The sequence below is a fragment of the Leisingera aquimarina DSM 24565 genome, from assembly GCF_000473165.1.
GTDB classification, from domain to species: Bacteria; Pseudomonadota; Alphaproteobacteria; order Rhodobacterales; family Rhodobacteraceae; genus Leisingera; species Leisingera aquimarina.
In genome coordinates, this window is sequence record NZ_AXBE01000014.1 from 93,394 (window position 1) to 108,595 (window position 15,202).

At 63.2% G+C, this 15,202-nt stretch carries 12 protein-coding genes; 5 read left to right on the top strand and 7 right to left on the bottom strand.

Features of this window, described 5'->3' with window-relative positions; all coding sequences use genetic code 11:
- Positions 1 to 156: 156 nt before the first annotated feature.
- The 4 genes from AQUI_RS0103360 to AQUI_RS0103375 all read right to left on the bottom strand — a co-directional run bounded on the left by AQUI_RS0103360 (position 157) and on the right by AQUI_RS0103375 (position 5,515).
- Positions 157 to 885 carry an aspartate/glutamate racemase family protein gene (locus AQUI_RS0103360; protein WP_027256238.1) on the bottom strand — a complete coding sequence of 243 codons (729 nt, stop codon included), beginning with the start codon at positions 883 to 885 and terminating at the stop codon, positions 157 to 159.
- Positions 882 to 2,147 carry an NAD(P)/FAD-dependent oxidoreductase gene (locus tag AQUI_RS0103365; protein ID WP_027256239.1) on the bottom strand — a complete coding sequence of 422 codons (1,266 nt, stop codon included), beginning with the start codon at positions 2,145 to 2,147 and terminating at the stop codon, positions 882 to 884. The genes AQUI_RS0103360 and AQUI_RS0103365 overlap by 4 nt, the downstream gene beginning before the upstream one ends.
- Positions 2,144 to 4,369: a TRAP transporter permease gene (locus AQUI_RS0103370; protein ID WP_027256240.1), complete on the bottom strand. Its 2,226-nt coding sequence runs from the start codon at positions 4,367 to 4,369 to the stop codon at positions 2,144 to 2,146. Before AQUI_RS0103370 ends, AQUI_RS0103365 begins: the two co-directional genes overlap by 4 nt.
- A 135-nt stretch (positions 4,370 to 4,504) precedes the next feature.
- Positions 4,505 to 5,515, bottom strand: coding sequence for a TAXI family TRAP transporter solute-binding subunit (locus tag AQUI_RS0103375; protein WP_027256241.1), 1,011 nt, complete (start codon positions 5,513 to 5,515; stop codon positions 4,505 to 4,507).
- 137 nt (positions 5,516 to 5,652) lie between these two features.
- On the opposite strand from AQUI_RS0103375, the gene AQUI_RS0103380 reads away from it, so the two are divergent.
- The 3 genes from AQUI_RS0103380 (at position 5,653) to AQUI_RS0103390 (ending at position 9,868) form a co-directional block, all read left to right on the top strand.
- A complete protein-coding gene (locus AQUI_RS0103380) occupies positions 5,653 to 6,576 on the top strand; it encodes a LysR family transcriptional regulator (protein WP_027256242.1) in 924 nt (307 codons plus the stop codon).
- Between the two features lie 289 nt (positions 6,577 to 6,865).
- The gene (locus AQUI_RS0103385; RefSeq protein WP_027256243.1) at positions 6,866 to 8,557 is read left to right on the top strand and encodes a thiamine pyrophosphate-binding protein; all 1,692 of its coding nucleotides are present in this window, start codon (positions 6,866 to 6,868) and stop codon (positions 8,555 to 8,557) included.
- 195 nt (positions 8,558 to 8,752) lie between these two features.
- Positions 8,753 to 9,868 (top strand): cystathionine gamma-lyase, encoded by a 1,116-nt coding sequence (locus AQUI_RS0103390; protein ID WP_027256244.1) that lies wholly within the window; start codon positions 8,753 to 8,755, stop codon positions 9,866 to 9,868.
- Between the two features lie 71 nt (positions 9,869 to 9,939).
- On the opposite strand, the gene AQUI_RS0103395 is transcribed toward AQUI_RS0103390, so the two are convergent.
- Together AQUI_RS0103395 and AQUI_RS0103400 are read right to left on the bottom strand one after the other, a co-directional pair.
- Complete coding sequence (locus AQUI_RS0103395) at positions 9,940 to 10,692, bottom strand: sulfotransferase-like domain-containing protein (RefSeq protein ID WP_027256245.1); 753 nt, start codon at positions 10,690 to 10,692, stop codon at positions 9,940 to 9,942.
- A gap of 11 nt (positions 10,693 to 10,703) precedes the next feature.
- Complete coding sequence (locus tag AQUI_RS0103400; protein WP_027256246.1) at positions 10,704 to 11,546, bottom strand: aspartate racemase/maleate isomerase family protein; 843 nt, start codon at positions 11,544 to 11,546, stop codon at positions 10,704 to 10,706.
- A gap of 102 nt (positions 11,547 to 11,648) precedes the next feature.
- Between AQUI_RS0103400 and AQUI_RS0103405 the strand changes: the two genes are divergently transcribed.
- Positions 11,649 to 12,575, top strand: coding sequence for a LysR family transcriptional regulator (locus AQUI_RS0103405; protein WP_169730754.1), 927 nt, complete (start codon positions 11,649 to 11,651; stop codon positions 12,573 to 12,575).
- Here the strand turns inward: AQUI_RS0103405 and AQUI_RS0103410 are convergent.
- Entirely contained in the window at positions 12,547 to 13,437 is an 891-nt protein-coding gene (locus tag AQUI_RS0103410; RefSeq protein ID WP_027256248.1) for a LysR substrate-binding domain-containing protein, read from the bottom strand. The two genes, AQUI_RS0103405 and AQUI_RS0103410, sit on opposite strands and share 29 nt — an antisense overlap.
- A 102-nt stretch (positions 13,438 to 13,539) precedes the next feature.
- Between AQUI_RS0103410 and AQUI_RS0103415 the strand changes: the two genes are divergently transcribed.
- Entirely contained in the window at positions 13,540 to 15,198 is a 1,659-nt protein-coding gene (locus tag AQUI_RS0103415; RefSeq protein ID WP_027256249.1) for a GMC family oxidoreductase, read from the top strand.
- The last annotated feature ends 4 nt before the right edge of the window (positions 15,199 to 15,202 follow it).

Here is a 15,202-nt window from a genome sequence, read left to right on the forward strand (position 1 = left end):
AAAAGAGTTCGTTTTGCCGCAACAGTAGGGCGGTTGCCGGGCTGGAGCATGCAAAAAATTCCGGGGCTGAGGGTTGGAAATCTCTGTGCGAATTCGCCCGGCATCACACCGGGCAGCACCCGTTCGCCCGCATGAGCGGGCGCGCCTCTCGCCGCCTCAGGTGATGAAGCCCGAAAACGGCGCGCGCAGCGCAGCCCGGTGCACCATCTCCGACAGCGTTATGATGTCAAACACCGGCCGGTTCAGCGCGGCCTGCAACGCATGGGCATAAGGCGGCAGGTCGGTGCATTCCAGCACGATCGGGCCGATTTCCGGATTGCGGGCAATCATGCCTTTGGCGGCTGCCAGCAGTTCCGCCTCGACCTTGGCCAGATCCATGGCCGTGCGCTCGTTGCGCAGGATCACGGTCGAGAACTCCTCGGCATCGTCCAGCCCCTGCACCACTATCGGCGTGTTCTCAGCACCGACGCCCTGCAGATGCGCCTCGGTCAGGCTGCCGGCCGAGGCGGTGATCACCCCCACCGTCCGGCCCGTCATCTGATGCGCCAGCGGCACCTGGATCAGCGAGGAGACAAACACCGGCACATTCACTGCCGCGGCAATCTCGCGCTGGAAAATAGCCAGAAACCCGCAGGAGCCGGTGATCGCGCGCACGCCCTTGGCCTCCAGCCGTTTGGCCGCCTCGATCAGCCGGTCTTTCATTTCGCCGGTGGGGTTGGCCAGCAGTTTCGGCACGGTGATGCCGTCCAGCATCTCGTAAAGCGTGGTGAACTGCAGGCTGGAGGGGTTCTTGATGTGGCCTGGGGGTTTGGGGAAATAGCTCTCCAGCGCCAGCACGCCGATAGAGACGCCGCAGATATTCTGCCCGCCGGGGTGGATGGTCATGTCGTGATCCTTTCGTACCGCCGTGCGCGAAACGGCGCGAGGTCTTCGTTCACCGGTGTGCTGCTCACGATATCCGCCACCAGCCGCCCGGTTTTGGGCGCCATCATCAGCCCGTAATGGCTGTGACCGAAGGCGGCGATCAGGTCCGGAAAGCCCTCGACCTCGCCAATGCAGGGCAGGCTGTCGGGCAGGCTGGGGCGCTGGCCGGACCAGGTGTTCATGTCGTCCGCCTGCAGGTCAGGCAGCAGTGCCTTGGCCAATTGCACCAGCCCGTCGAGGCGTTTTTGGTTTAACGGCTGATCAAGGCCCGCAAACTCGGCAGTACCCGCCACCCGCAGCCCTTCCTCCATCGAGGAGGCCACGAATTTCATGTCCATATCCATGATCGAGTTGTTGAGCGCGACGCCCGGTTTACGGAACGACACGTGATAGCCGCGCTCGGATTCCATCGGGATCTTGATCCCCAGCGGTTTCAGCAGCTCGCCCGACCAGACGCCCATCGCCAGCACCAGCTTCGGCGTCCAGTCTTGGCCCGCGTCGGTGGTATAGGTCCAGCCGCCGGTTTGTGCAGGCAAGATACCCCGCACGGTTTGCTGCAGTATTTTGCCGCCCATGGACTGGAATTTCTCTGCCAGCACAGTGCCGATCCGTCCGGGAGAGGTTGCCCGCGCCTGCCCCTTGATCAGGACCGCGGCTTGAAACTCCGGCGTCAGCGCCGGTTCCAGCGCGCGCAGTTCAGTCACGCCGATGCGCTCCAGATCCGCGCCGCGCGCGCGGCGCATCTGGTAGTCGACCGAGTCCGGATCGGCAGCCTCGGCATTGCGGAAGGCATGGACGTAATAGCTGTCCTGCACCAGATCCTCGTGGCCTGTACCGGCCAGGTGCAAGCGGTACATCTCTACGCAGTTGCGGTTCAGCGTGTCCATCGCGTCAGAGATCTGCTGTATCCGCCCGGCGCGCCCTTCCGACAGGAACCGCAGGCCCCAGGGCGCGACCTTGGGCAGATAGCCCGGCTTCACCGTCACCGGCCCCAGCGGGTCCAGCAGCCAGCCGGGCACCTTCTTCCACAGGCCCGGCATCGATTGCGGCACCACCGACCAAGGGGAGATGATGCCGGCATTGCCGTAAGACGTCGCCTGCCCCGGTGCATCGCGGTCAATGAGCCGGACCCTGAGGCCCCGCTCGGCCAACGACAGGGCCGAGCAGATGCCGACGATCCCGGCACCCAGGACCGTTACATCGGGGGAGGCGGGGCCGCTCATTGCGCGGCCTCGGCCTGCAGCTTGCGCTGCTGGCCCAGCTGCTGCATCAGCACCGGCGCCATTACCACGAGGGCTGCGATGTCGGAACCGCCCGAGGGCGCCACCAGCAGCAGGCCGCCAATCGCCATCAGCAACCGCCAGATTCCACCAAGCGGTGCCAGGAAATAGGCCGACACCGCAGTGGCGATGCCAAACACACCCGCCGCGCAGGTCACGGTCACCTGAGTAAAGCTCAGCAGTGTGAAATGCTCCGGCAGCACAATCAGCATGGTGGGCGCGTAGACAAACACCATCGGCACCATCAGTTTGCCCAGACCCAGGGTGAAGGCGTTCAGCCCGGTGCGGAACGGGTTCGATCCCGCAATCCCCGCCGCCGCATAAGCCGAGGCGCAGACCGGTGGGGTGATCTCGGAGATCACACCATAATAAAGCACGAACATATGGGTGGCGAGCGGCGGCACGCCCAGCTGGCTGAGGGCCGGCGTCGCAACCGCCACCAGCATGATATAGAGCGCGGTGGTCGGCAGGCCTGCTCCCATCAGGATACAGGCCATGGCGATCAGCACCAGCGACAGGAACTGCTGGATCGACGGCTGGCTGAACGCCTCGATGGTGGTCCAGTCCAGCAGCGGCGCAATTGCCGTGGCCATATCCGCCGCACCGCCGGTGACCATGAAGCCAAGCCGGAAGCCGACGCCGGTAGTGTTGATCACACCAACCACGATGCCCACCGCAGCCGAGGCCGCGCCCACTGCCAGCGCGTATTGCACACCAACATGGAAGCTGTCGAACAGGTCGCGGAAGCTTTGCCGTTCATTGCGGTGCATGCACCCGATCAGCGTCAGCGCGGCCAGCATACCCGCCATCACCGGCGTATAGCCCTCGCCGGAGTAAGGTGAGGCCTTCCAGAATATGAACCCGAGCAAGGCCAGCGGCACCAGCAGGGTTGCGGGTTTGTCAAAAGCGCAGAAGCCGACGACGACACACAAGCTAAGGCCGATAAAGGCCGCCATATTCGGCGAATAGCCTGAGAACAGCACCAGGAGCAGAGCAATCAGCGGCACGATGGTGTACCAGCCGTCCTTCCACACTGCCAGGAATTTGGGCAGCTGCTCCTTTGGGTAGGCATTGAGGCCCAGTTTCTTGGCTGTGAAATGCACGATCGAGATCACCCCGATATAGTGCATCATCGCCGGCACAATCGCCGCAATCACGATGGTGGTATAAGGCACCTCCAGATACTCGGCCATCAGGAAGGATGCCGCGCCCATGATCGGCGGGGTGATCTGCCCGCCTGCCGAAGCCGCGGCCTCAACCCCGCCTGCGAAATGGCCGGGGTAGCCCATTTTCTTCATGTTGGGGATGGTCAGCGATCCGGTGGAAACCGTGTTGGCAATCGAAGACCCGGAAATCGTGCCGAAAAAGGCTGAGGAAACAACCGACACTTTGGCCGGGCCGCCGGTATAGCGGCCGGCCATGATCATCGCGTTGTCGACAAAGAACTGCCCCAGCCCCATCCGCTGCGCCACCACGCCAAACAGCACAAAGTGGAACACAACGGTGGAAACCACCCACAGCGTCACGCCAAATATGCCTTCGGAGGGGAAATACATGTTGTTGACGAACTGCTGCCAGTTGACGCCCGGATGCTTGAGGATCTGCGCGGGCATATAGGGGCCGAACAGCGCATAGATCATGAACACCAGGATAATCAGCGGCAGCACGAATCCGATGGTGCGGCGCGCGATTTCCAGCACCGTCAGGATCAGCACCGAGCCAAAGAATACATCCAGGCTGGACGGGTTGCCCTGCCGCAGCGCCTGCTCGGCAATGTCGAACCCAAACATGTCAAAGCCGCGCCAGCTGACCCACAGGAACAGCGCCGCCGCCATGCTGAGGCCGGTCAGCGCCCAGTCATACAGCGGCACATTGCCGGGGCGCAGCGCGCTGGCACCGCGCCATTCCAGATTGCGGGCGGATTTGATCAGCGGAAAGCCGACAAAGATGAACAGGAACAGGCCCGCTAGGTGAATACCCATATGCACATGGTCTACCGGCGTGCCGAACCCGGCCGTCCACAGGTGATACAGGGCAAAGGCGATGCTGGCCCAATAGATAAAACCCGTCAGCCTGGGTCCGTTGTCGCGCGTGTTCAGAGCGGAGTCATACTGCTTCTCCAGCTCTTCCAGCGCTTTGTTGTCAAGATGAGTGTCCAGGGACATCGGGGTTTCCAGTCTAGAAGGGTCAACGGGCGTACCTATGCGTCCGCGCCTATGCAGGCTGCAGGCGGGCAGGGGCACCGGGAAACAAAAGGCGGCAGCAAGGCGGACCCTGCTGCCGCAGTTCAGGGGGAAGAGTTACTTCAGCAGGCCGATTTCGCGGTAGAACCGCTCAGCACCCGGATGCAGGGGAACACCAATGCCCTCAACGCCTTCCAGCGCGGTTTCCAGGGTGATCGCCTTTCCCTTGGGGTGGCCGTTGTCCAAGAGCTTGCGGGCGGTATCGGACCACATCGCCTTGGTGATGCCATAGATCAGCTCTTCATCCATATTGGCATTGGTGACCAGCATGCCGGAGACGGCCACGGTGTTCACATCATAGTCCACACCCGGATAGGTGCCTGCCGGAATGGTCGAGGGGATGTAGTAAGGCACAGTGGTGTTGGCCTGTTTGATCTCTTCCGCCGACCAGTTGTGCAGCTCCATCCCCTTGGTGTTATCCAGCTGGATCATCGCCGCAACCGGTGTGCCGGCTGCATAGAAATAGGCGTCCAGCTGACCGTCTGCGATGCGCTCGGCGGATTGGGCGTTGTTCAGCTCGGCCTCATCCATGTTGTCGCGGTTGACGCCGTGGTCGCCCAGGATCAGCTCCACTGCGATCTGGGTGCCGGATCCTGCCTGGGCGATGCCGACGCGTTTGCCCTTCAGTTCCGCCAGGCTCTCCAGCTTGTGGCCCTCGGGCAGCACCAGATGCAGGTCTTCCGGGTACAGGTTGGCGATCACCCGCAGGTCTGGCTTGGCGTTGCCTTCGAACTTGCCCTTGCCGTGATAGGCAAAATGCAGGGTTGCGGCGCCGGACAGGCCTGCTTCCATCTGGCCGTTCTGGATGGCGTTCACATTATGGGCCGAGGCGTTGGTGGATTGCGCCATCGCCACCAGACCGGGCACGCCGCAATTGCCGCCTTCGTCACAGGCACGCGAGCCGGGCGGGTTGGAAATCGCATTGGCGATGATGCCGCCGATCGGAAAATAAGTGCCGCCCGCGCCGCCGGTGCCGATGCGGAAAAAGGTCATATCCTGCGCCACAGCAGCGCCGGTCAGCATGGTGCAGGCCAAGGCGGCCCCGGTCAGTTTCTTGAAAATACCCATTGTCTCTTCCCTTGATTATTGACCGCAGCTTGGCTGCTGCAGCTTTCTCCTCCGATCTTTGCATCATGGAAAAGGAAATGCATAAGTACAAATTTAAAATTATACGGTATGTATAGACTGAATTTATGGGGCTTGACATGAACTCTCATCAGCTTGCGGTTTTTCATGAGGTCATGAAGACCGGATCGGTCAGCCAGGCTGCGCGCAATCTGCACCGCACCCAGCCCGCAATCAGCGCTGCCATCAAGACGCTGGAGGAAGAGCTGGGCCTGACCCTGTTCCTGCGCGAGGGCCGCCGCCTGGTGCCGGTGCCCGAGGCGCAGTACCTGATGGAAGAAGCAACCGAGATCCTGTCGCGGATGGAAACCGCGCAGCAGAATCTGGCCAATATGCGCGACCGGGTGCAGGGTTCGATCCGGATCGTGGCGATGCCAGGGCCCTCGACCTACTTGCTGCCTGAATTCATCAGCCGCTTTGTTGCCGCCAAGCCTGAGGTGAGGGTGACGCTGGCGACGCGTTCCTCGCCGCAGGTGCGCAGCCTGGTGGCGGCCGGCAGTTTTGACATCGGCTTTTGCGACATGAGCCGGTTCCGCGGCGACCGCAAGCTGTACATGGCTGAGGAACTGCCCAGCAATTGCTTGTGCGCGGTGCCGGCCGGCCACCCGCTGGCGGACCGCGAAGCCATCACCGCCGCAGATCTGAACGGGGTGGCAATGGGCGCGCTGCAGCCGGATCACAACACCTATCAGGCCACCTCGCAGGCGTTTCAGCAGGCGGGGGCCGAATTCAACCTGCGCTATGACGCGCAGTATTTCCTGCCGCTGTTCCACTTTATCGCCGCCGGCCAGGCCTGTGCCATTGTCGATGTCCTCAGCGCCGAAAGCTACCGCCGCAGCAACGCGGGCGAGGAGCGGATCCGCTTCCTGCCGTTTGAGCCGCAGATCCCCTTTGGCTATTCCGTCCTGACCCCCAGCGAACGGCCCCTGTCCCAGCTGGCCGCCAGTTTTGCCGAGGCCTGGCGGGAGCATGTCACTGAAATTCTTTCGGAAGCTGCCGGGTAGCCGGATTTTGGGAAGATCCGGGGTGCCGCCCCAACTGCGGCGATGGAGTTTGCGGCAGGCCTGCGCCCGCCCGGTTTTCCACTTAGGGAGTACCTTCGGCGCAGCCCCTGCCGCGCCCCCGTCCACCGGCGGGACGGGCACTTGGCACAATGATCCAGCCGTTTCAAAGCAATCTCAAATTCGGTCTTCACATCTATCTACAGAATTGTATACAATTTGGAGTACGAATCCCGGGCCCCGGCCCGGCAGTATCCACGACCGCAAAAGAGGGCCTCCCATGACGAACACGATGACCAATACGCTGAACGGGGCCGAGGCGATGGTTCGCTCTTTGGAGTCGCATGGCGTCACCCATATCTTTGGCCTCTGCGGCGACACCACGCTGCCCTTCTATGATGCGATGAACCGGTTGGACCATGGCATCACCCATATCCTGACCCGCGATGAGCGCAGCGCGGCCTATATGGCGGACGGTTTCTCCCGCGTGACCGGCCGGGTGGGAGTGTGCGAGGGGCCTTCCGGCGGCGGCGCCACCTATATCCTGCCGGGGCTGATCGAAGCCAACGAAAGCTCCTATGCGGTGCTGGCGATCACGACCGACATTTCCGTGGGGTCCTACGGGAAGTACCCGCTGACTGAAGTCAATCAGGAGGTCCTGATGGCGCCGCTGACCAAGTTCAACACGGTGATCAAACGCGCCGACCACATCCCGCGCATGGTGCGCCAGGCATTCCGGGCGATGACCACCGGCCGCTCCGGCTCGGCGCATCTCGGCCTGCCCTATGACATCCAGTATGACGCCGTGCCGTCGGATGACGTCTGGGGCGACCCCAAGCATCAAAGCTACCCCTCCTACCGCGCAGCCCCCGAACCGGGCGCAGCCGAGGCGGCCGTCGAGGCCATTCTCACTGCCAAATCGCCGCTGATCGTCTGCGGCGGCGGTGTGGTCATCGCCGGCGCGATGGAGGAGCTGAGCACGCTGGCCTCCCGCCTGGATATTGCTGTCGGCACCTCGATCTCCGGCAAAGGCTCGCTGGCCGACACCCATCCGCAGTCGCTGGGCGTGGTCGGCTCCAACGGCGGCACCGATGAGACCTGGGAGATGATGGAGGGCGCCGATCTGGTGGTCTTCATGGGCTGCCGGGCCGGCTCCACCACCACCTCGCGCTGGGAAGCGCCGAAGCCCGGCCAGCGGATCGTGCATTTCGACAACGACCCGATGACCATCGGCGCCAACTACCCGACCGAGGTCGGCGTGGTGGCAGACCTGAAACTGGCGCTGCAGGCGGTGAACGCCTGCCTCGACAGCCGCGAGGGCGACATGCCGTCCTTCGGCGGTGCTGCCAAAGTGGCCGACATCAAGCAGCGCAAGTTCGCCAAGTTCGAAGAGCTGGCAAACAGCAAGACCGAACAGGTGCTTCCCGAGCAGATCATTCACGCGTTGAACCGGAACCTGCCCGATGACGCCATCGTGGTCTCGGACCCCGGCACCAGCTGCCCCTATTACAACGCCTATTCGCAGCAGAAACACCCGGGCCGCCAGTATATCACCAACCGCGCGCATGGGGCGCTGGGGTATTCCTTGTCGGCTTCTCTGGGCGCCTGGTTCGGGCGTCCCGGAGCCAAGGTTGTGGGCATGATGGGCGACGGCTCCTTCAACTTCACCTGCGGCGAGCTGGAGACCGTGGTGCGCTGTAACGCGCCGATCACCTATGTGGTGTTCTCCAACGCGAACTTCGGCTGGATCAAGGCGAGCCAGCGGGATGATTGCGGCAAGCGCTACTACAATGTCGACTTCAACCGCACCAACCACGCGGCGGTGGCGGAGGCATTCGGCGTCAAAACCTGGCGGGTCGAGAAGCCGGAGGATCTGGATCAGGCGATCAAGGAGGCCTTTGACCACGACGGCCCAACCCTGATCGACGTGGTCTGCCAGGCGCTGGAAGAAGCCGCCGCGCCGGTCCGCCGCTGGATGGGGTGATCTGTTTTTTTGAGTTGCACCGCCCGGCCGAAAGGCCGGGCCGCGCCGACCCGCCCCCATGGGGCGGTGCGATTGCGCCACCCCGCGGGTCTCTGCGCCCCTTAGCGCTTCCATTAAGGCTTTGCCGATTTTCATTCTGTCCTTCGCTCGTTATCAATTCTGAAAACCCATAGTTTTCAGGAAAGGCGCCAGCCGATGGACAATCCCTCCGCCCCCAGATCCGGAGCCATGCTGCACCTGCGCGGCAACACGCTGTCCGAGGGCGACCCGGTGGCGCTTCCGCTGACGCAAAGCTCGATGTACCACCTGCCGGGCGACTGGAGCGGCGGCCCCAGCTATGGCCGGGTGGACAATGCCACCTGGGAGCATCTGGAGCATGTGCTGGCCTACCTGGAGGACGCGCCGGTGCTGGCCTTCCCCTCTGGCATGGCCGCCATCTCGGCGTCGCTGTTTGCCACGGTCAAGGCAGGCTCGCGCATTCTGATCCCGTCTGACGGCTACTACGTGACCCGGCGCCTCAGCGAGCGGTTTTTGCAGAACCTTGGCGTCGAGGTCGAGCAGCGGCCCACCACCGGTTTTGCCGAGGGCGGATTCGACGGTTTTGATGTTGTTTTTGCGGAGACCCCCTCGAACCCCGGTCTGGACCTTTGCGATCTGCGCGCGATTGCGGAGGCTGTCCATGCCGCGGATGGTCTGCTGATCGTCGACAACACCACCATGACCCCGCTGGGACAGCGGCCGCTGGAGCTGGGCGCGGATGTGGTTGTGGCCTCTGACACCAAGGCGCCGGGCGGGCATTCGGATGTGCTGATGGGGCATCTGGCCACCCGCAACGAGGATATCCTGCAAGCCGCGCGCGAGTGGCGCCAGTTCGGCGGTGGCATACCCGGCCCGCAGGAGGCCTGGCTGGCGCACCGGGGGCTGGAGACTTTGGACGTGCGCTTTGACCGGATGTGCAGCACAGCGGAGGTGCTGGCCGAACGGCTGGCGGCGCATCCTTTGGTACAGGAAATCCGGTTTCCCGGTTTGGCTTCTGATCCCTCGCACGGCCTCGCCAAGCAGCAGATGTCCCGGTTCGGGTTTCTGATCTCGATCACCTTGGACAGCGCGGTGCAGGCGGATGCCTTCATCAACACCTGCCCGCTGATCCGGGCTGCGACGTCGTTTGGCGGGGTGCACACCTCTGCCGAACGCCGCGCCCGCTGGGGCGATGCGGTGGCGCCAGGGTTTGTGCGGATCTCGGTTGGAACCGAACCGGCCGAGGAGCTGTGGAGCGCCATGGCCGCAGCGCTGGAGATGCTTGGCGGCTAGCAGGCCAGACAACAAGACAAGCTGTCCCCGCGGGGACAGCTAGGTGATACCCCCGCAGGCCGGAGAGCCAGTCAGGCCATCTGCGGCACCCGGATGCGGTGCTGGTGCATCTTCCGGTAATGCGGCAGCATCCGTCGGTGGACCCGGCGCACGCGCTCCGGGGTGTTCTCGATCTCCACATATTTGCGCGCCTGGCGGGTGAGGCCGGTGGATTTTGCAAGGTTGGCGTGGAAAGACCCGCCGTCCCACCAGCTGTGCGCGGACGGATCACCCCCGGGCTCCCAGGTTAACGCTTCCTTAATGAATGGAATACCAACTGCCTCGCAGAAGGCCTGGGTCATCTCCTCGGGGTTCTCCAGCAGATCGTCGCTGTCGACCACCGTCGGCGGGGTGCCGTTGAGAGCGGTTAGCAGATCAAACAGCGCGCGCTGTTCGGGGAAGCCGACCTCCAGCTCATCGAAATCGGGCCATTTGTTGTACATCGAGGTGATGGTCTTGGCCGGGTCGCGGATCAGGAAAGCATGGGTAAAGTGCGACAGGAACTCTGGGTCCCACATGTGGTTGATATAGTGGGGGAAATCCTTGAGGAATACAGGGCTTTTTTTGGCCCGCGCCTTGATGTCTTCCCAGACGCTTTCCAGGGTGAGGCCGGGGGTGGTTTTCTCGCCTTCTGTGTAACGCGGCCACAGGGGGTCTTCGCCCTGGTACCAAGCCTCGCCGAAGGGTTCGTGCAGGCAGTCCAGGTCGCCGCGCTGGCGCATCATCCATTCGAACGCGGTGGAGGTAGAGCGGGGCACGGCCCACAATGCGACAATCTTATGCATTTCGGGTATCCTTAGAGCGAGGAGAGCAGGGCGCCCTGCCGGGAGTCAGGGCTGTTTTCGGGTGTCAGGCCCAGGGTCTTGAAAACCCGCCAATAGAGCGCGATGTCATGGCCGACGACGGGTTTGCCGAGGCGTGCCTCCAGTTCAGCGGCGTAATGCACCGGGCGCTGCGCGATACCGTCGGAGGCGCGGCGGTAGTTGCTCATGCCGTTGATAAGGTAGGCGTCGGCCTGCGGTGCCTGTTCGGCGGTGTAGTCGAAGGATTTCCAGATCAGATCCTCGTCGAAGCACCAGATGCAATTGTCGACATCCTCCTGGGTTTCGAACCAGCCTTGATCGTGGAAATTCCCCGCCCAGACCACATCGAACCCGGCTTCTTTCAGAAACCCGACCGTGCCCTGATACCAGCTGTCCGGGTGATAGCAGGCGTTCAGGGCGACCTTCTCGACGTTGCGGTCACGCAGGGCCTCGACCATGGCGTAGCCGGCCATGTGAAAGGGGGTCTCGTACTTGTCGCTTAGCATTTCGCAGTGCTGGCGGATGCCCTCGACACCCATGCCAGAGGCATGCACCCAGTTCGACCCCACCTGGCCGCAGACGTCGGCGCCATTGTTGGCCATGCACTCGACGAATTCCTCCAACAGGCCGAAATTCTTCTGCCGCTGGCCCAGTTGGTGGGCGTAATCCGGCACATGCAGCATCCGCCCATGCACCCCGACCGAGCGCGGCGCCATGCGTAGAAAATCCGACGGCGCGGCGTCAAAGTCATACGGCGGGGCGGTGAAGCCGACCTGATGCGGGAACAGCTTGTTCTTCGGATTGGCCCAATGGGCGGGTTTTTCATAGTCCGGCATTGCGGCTCTCCCTGTTTGCGCTTGGGGGAGAACCTGGGGCAGGAGGGGCGGCTGTGTCTATTGCTTTCGCGTGCGTCAAGACATAACCATTTTGATATGGTGATGCGAAAATATAACCTGCCCTCGGTCAGCGCGTTGGCTGCGTTTGAAGCGGTGGCGCGGCTGCAGGGGTTTGCGCGGGCGGCGGAGGAGCTGAACACCTCGCAGCCGGCAATCAGCCGCCATATCCGCAATCTGGAGCTGCGGCTGGGGGCGCCCTTGTTCGATCGCAGCGGTTCGCAGATCCGGCTGACACGTAAGGGCGAGGGGTTTTATGCCGCGGTAGTCCAGTCCCTGGACGGGCTGCAGCGGGCAGCCGGGGAGTTTGTGAAGCCGGAGACCGGGGTGACGATCACCTGTTCCTATTCGGTGTCGCATCTGTTGCTTCTGCCGCGCCACAGCGCGCTGCGGGCAGCCTTGGGAGCAGAGACAGAGCTGCGGTTTGTCACCGCCGAATACAATTTGACCGGTGCAGCGATTGATACCGGTGCAGATATCGTCTTTGAATACTCGCAGATCCTGCCGGAGCGTGAGCATGTGGTGGTCTGCAAGGAAGAAGTGAAACCGGTCGGAACGCCGGAAATCATCGCACAGACGTCCTTTGCGTTGAAAAACGGCGGCACTCCGCCCGGATTGCTGAGCTTGCGGCAGGAGAACTTCGGCTGGCTGCGCTGGCATGACTGGCAGGAGGGGCGCGGCATCATACGTGCCTGGCCGCAGGCGGAGAGCTTTGACAATTACGTCTTTCTGCTGGAGGCCGCAGCGCAAGGGCGGGGGCTGGCGCTGGGGTGGCGGGGTTTTGCGGACCCTTACTTGGAGCGGGGCCAGCTGACGGAATTGCCGGGGGCGTGGTTCAGCCGGGACACCTGCCTTTATGCCCGGCTGACCCGCTTTGGCGCGCAAAATCCGGCGGCCCGCAAGTGCTTGGCCTTGCTGGAGGATATCCGGCAGTTGCGGGATTTCAGGTCAGCGACTGATAAAGCGACGTGACCCAATTACTGACCGCCTTTACTTCCTCCCGCTGCGTGGCGCGGTCGTTGATCACCATATAGTGTGAGCGGCGTTTTGGCAGCTTATAGGCAGTGGGCGCGGTCACCAGCCCCTGCTCGATATACTGCCGGGCAAAGCTTTCCAGCACCATCGTCACCCCGTGGCCGGCCGCCACCGTCTGCAGCGCCAGCAGTGAGGAATCGGCCTTGAGCCAGTCGGTGGTGACCTGCAGCGTCAGCCCGTGCAGGTCGGCCAGCCGGCCCCAGTCGGTTTCCGAGCCGATGATCTGCACCACATCGGCGCGGGCGAGATCCTCGATCGACGGGTTGCCGCCAATCGCAGCGGCATAGGCCGGGCCGCAGACGGGAATGGCGTTTTCGTGGCCCAGGTGCAGAATCTGCGCCTCCTGCCAGTCGCCGGAGCCATAGCGGATGTCGATGTCCAGCGCCTCTTCGTCAAAGCGGCTGGACCAGACCGTGGTGGAAAGCTGCACAAAGATATCCGGGTGTTCGGCCTGGAACCTGGCCAATTGCGGCGCAATCACCAGTGCGGCGCAGGAGATCGTCGCGCGCAAGCGCACCACCCGCTTGCGTTTCTTGCTGAACAGCCCGGTGGTGGCGCGCTGCATGTCGTCAAAGGATTTGCGGATCGGCTGGGCATAGGCCTGACCGGTATCCGTGAGCGCGACGCCGCGGGGCAGGCGTTTGAAGAGCTGGGTGTTCAGGTGTTTTTCCAGCAGCCGGATCTGCTGGCTGATGGCGGCGGGGGTGAGGCCCAGCTCCTCGGCGGCAGCGGAGAAACTGCTGAGCCGCGCGGCGGCCTCGAAGGCTTTGAGCCAGGTGACATGGGGCAGGTCAGTCATGCATATCTTTAAGCACAGTTTGCCCTTAGGGGTAAAACCCATTGTTTGAATTAACTATGCGCTGGTGTGCAAGCTGGGGAGATCAAGGGACTCGGGCTTGCCATGGCACAAACATATGACTTCATTATCGTTGGGGCCGGTTCGGCGGGCTGTGTGCTGGCAGACAAGCTGACGGCAAATGGCCGCTACAAGGTGCTGCTGATCGAGGCGGGCGGCACAGACCGGCGGTTTTGGGTTAAGATACCAGTGGGTTACGGGTTCACCTTCTCGGATCCCGAGGTGAACTGGCGCTATTCGGCGGCGCCGGATCCGGGGCTGAACGGGCGCGAGGCCTATTGGCCGCGGGGCAAGGTTCTGGGTGGTTCGAGCTCGATCAACGCGATGGCCTATGTGCGCGGCCTGCCGCATGATTTTGATGATTGGGAGGCGGCGGGCGCCACCGGCTGGGGCTGGGAAAATGTCCGCCGCAGCTATCAGGCGCTGGAAACCAACGACGAATGGCACGAGGGCCGCTGCCGGCTGAGGGGCAGCGGGCCGGTGCGGGTCACAGACCTCAGCGCGCGGATGCACCCCTTTGCCCGGAACTTTCTGGCCGGTGCGCAAGAGATGGGCTGGCCGTTTCTGCAGGATATGAACGCGCGCGCTGAAGCCGGAGCCAATACGCTGCCGGGCGAGGGCATGGGGTATGTGCGCAGCACGGTGAAGGATGGGCGGCGCTGGTCCTCGGCGGATGCGTTTTTGCGGCCTGCTTTGAGGCGCGGCAATCTGACGGTGGTCAGCGGAGCGCTGGTGGAGAAGGTGCTGACATCCGGCGGGCGCGCGACCGGGGTTGCCTACCGGGTGAAAGGGCAGCCGGAAGTGGCGCAGGCGGGGCGGGAAGTCATCCTGAGTGCGGGTGCGGTGAATTCTCCGCAACTGCTGCAGCTGTCGGGGATCGGGCCGGCGGCGCTGTTGCAGCGGCACGGGATCGCGGTGAAACATGATCTGCCGCAGGTGGGGCAGGGGCTGCAGGACCATCTGGCGGTGTCGCATTTCTTTTGGGCCAATACGGCAACTTTGAACGACCGGCTGGGCAGTTTTGCCGGGCAGATGAAAGCGGGTTTACAGTATGTGATGACCCACAAGGGACCCTTAAGCGTGCCGGTGAACCAGTGCAGCGGCTTTGTCCGCACCAAGGGTGCGGCGCTGCCGGATGTGCAGGTCTACTGCAACCCGGCGTCTTACTCGACACGCGCCAACGGCAAGCCGCAGATCGACAAGGGCAATGGGTTCCTGCTGTGCGTGCAGCCAAGCCGGCCGACCAGCCGGGGGCAGATCACGATCCAATCCGCCGACCCGGCGCAGGCGCCGCGGATCGAGCCGAACTCGCTGTCAACGGACGAGGACAAGGCGACCGCGGTGCGTGCCAGTCATCTGCTGCAAGCTCTGGTGCAAGCCCCGGCCATCCAGGCGGTGACGCGGGAGCGGCGGGTGCCGGATATTCTGGAGATGGATGACGCGGCGTTGCTTGAGAATTTCCGGGAACGCTCCGGCAGCGTGTTCCATGCGACCTGCACCTGCCGGATGGGCAGGGATGCCGCCGGCTCAGTGCTGGATGCGCGGCTGCGGGTGCATGGGGTGGCGGGGCTGCGGGTGATTGATGCCTCATCGTTTCCGAATGTGACCTCGGGAAACACCAATGCGCCGACCATGATGCTGGCGGCGCGCGGCGCTGAGCTGGTGCTGGAAGACAATAAAAAAAGCCCCTTGGCGGCTGAATGACAGG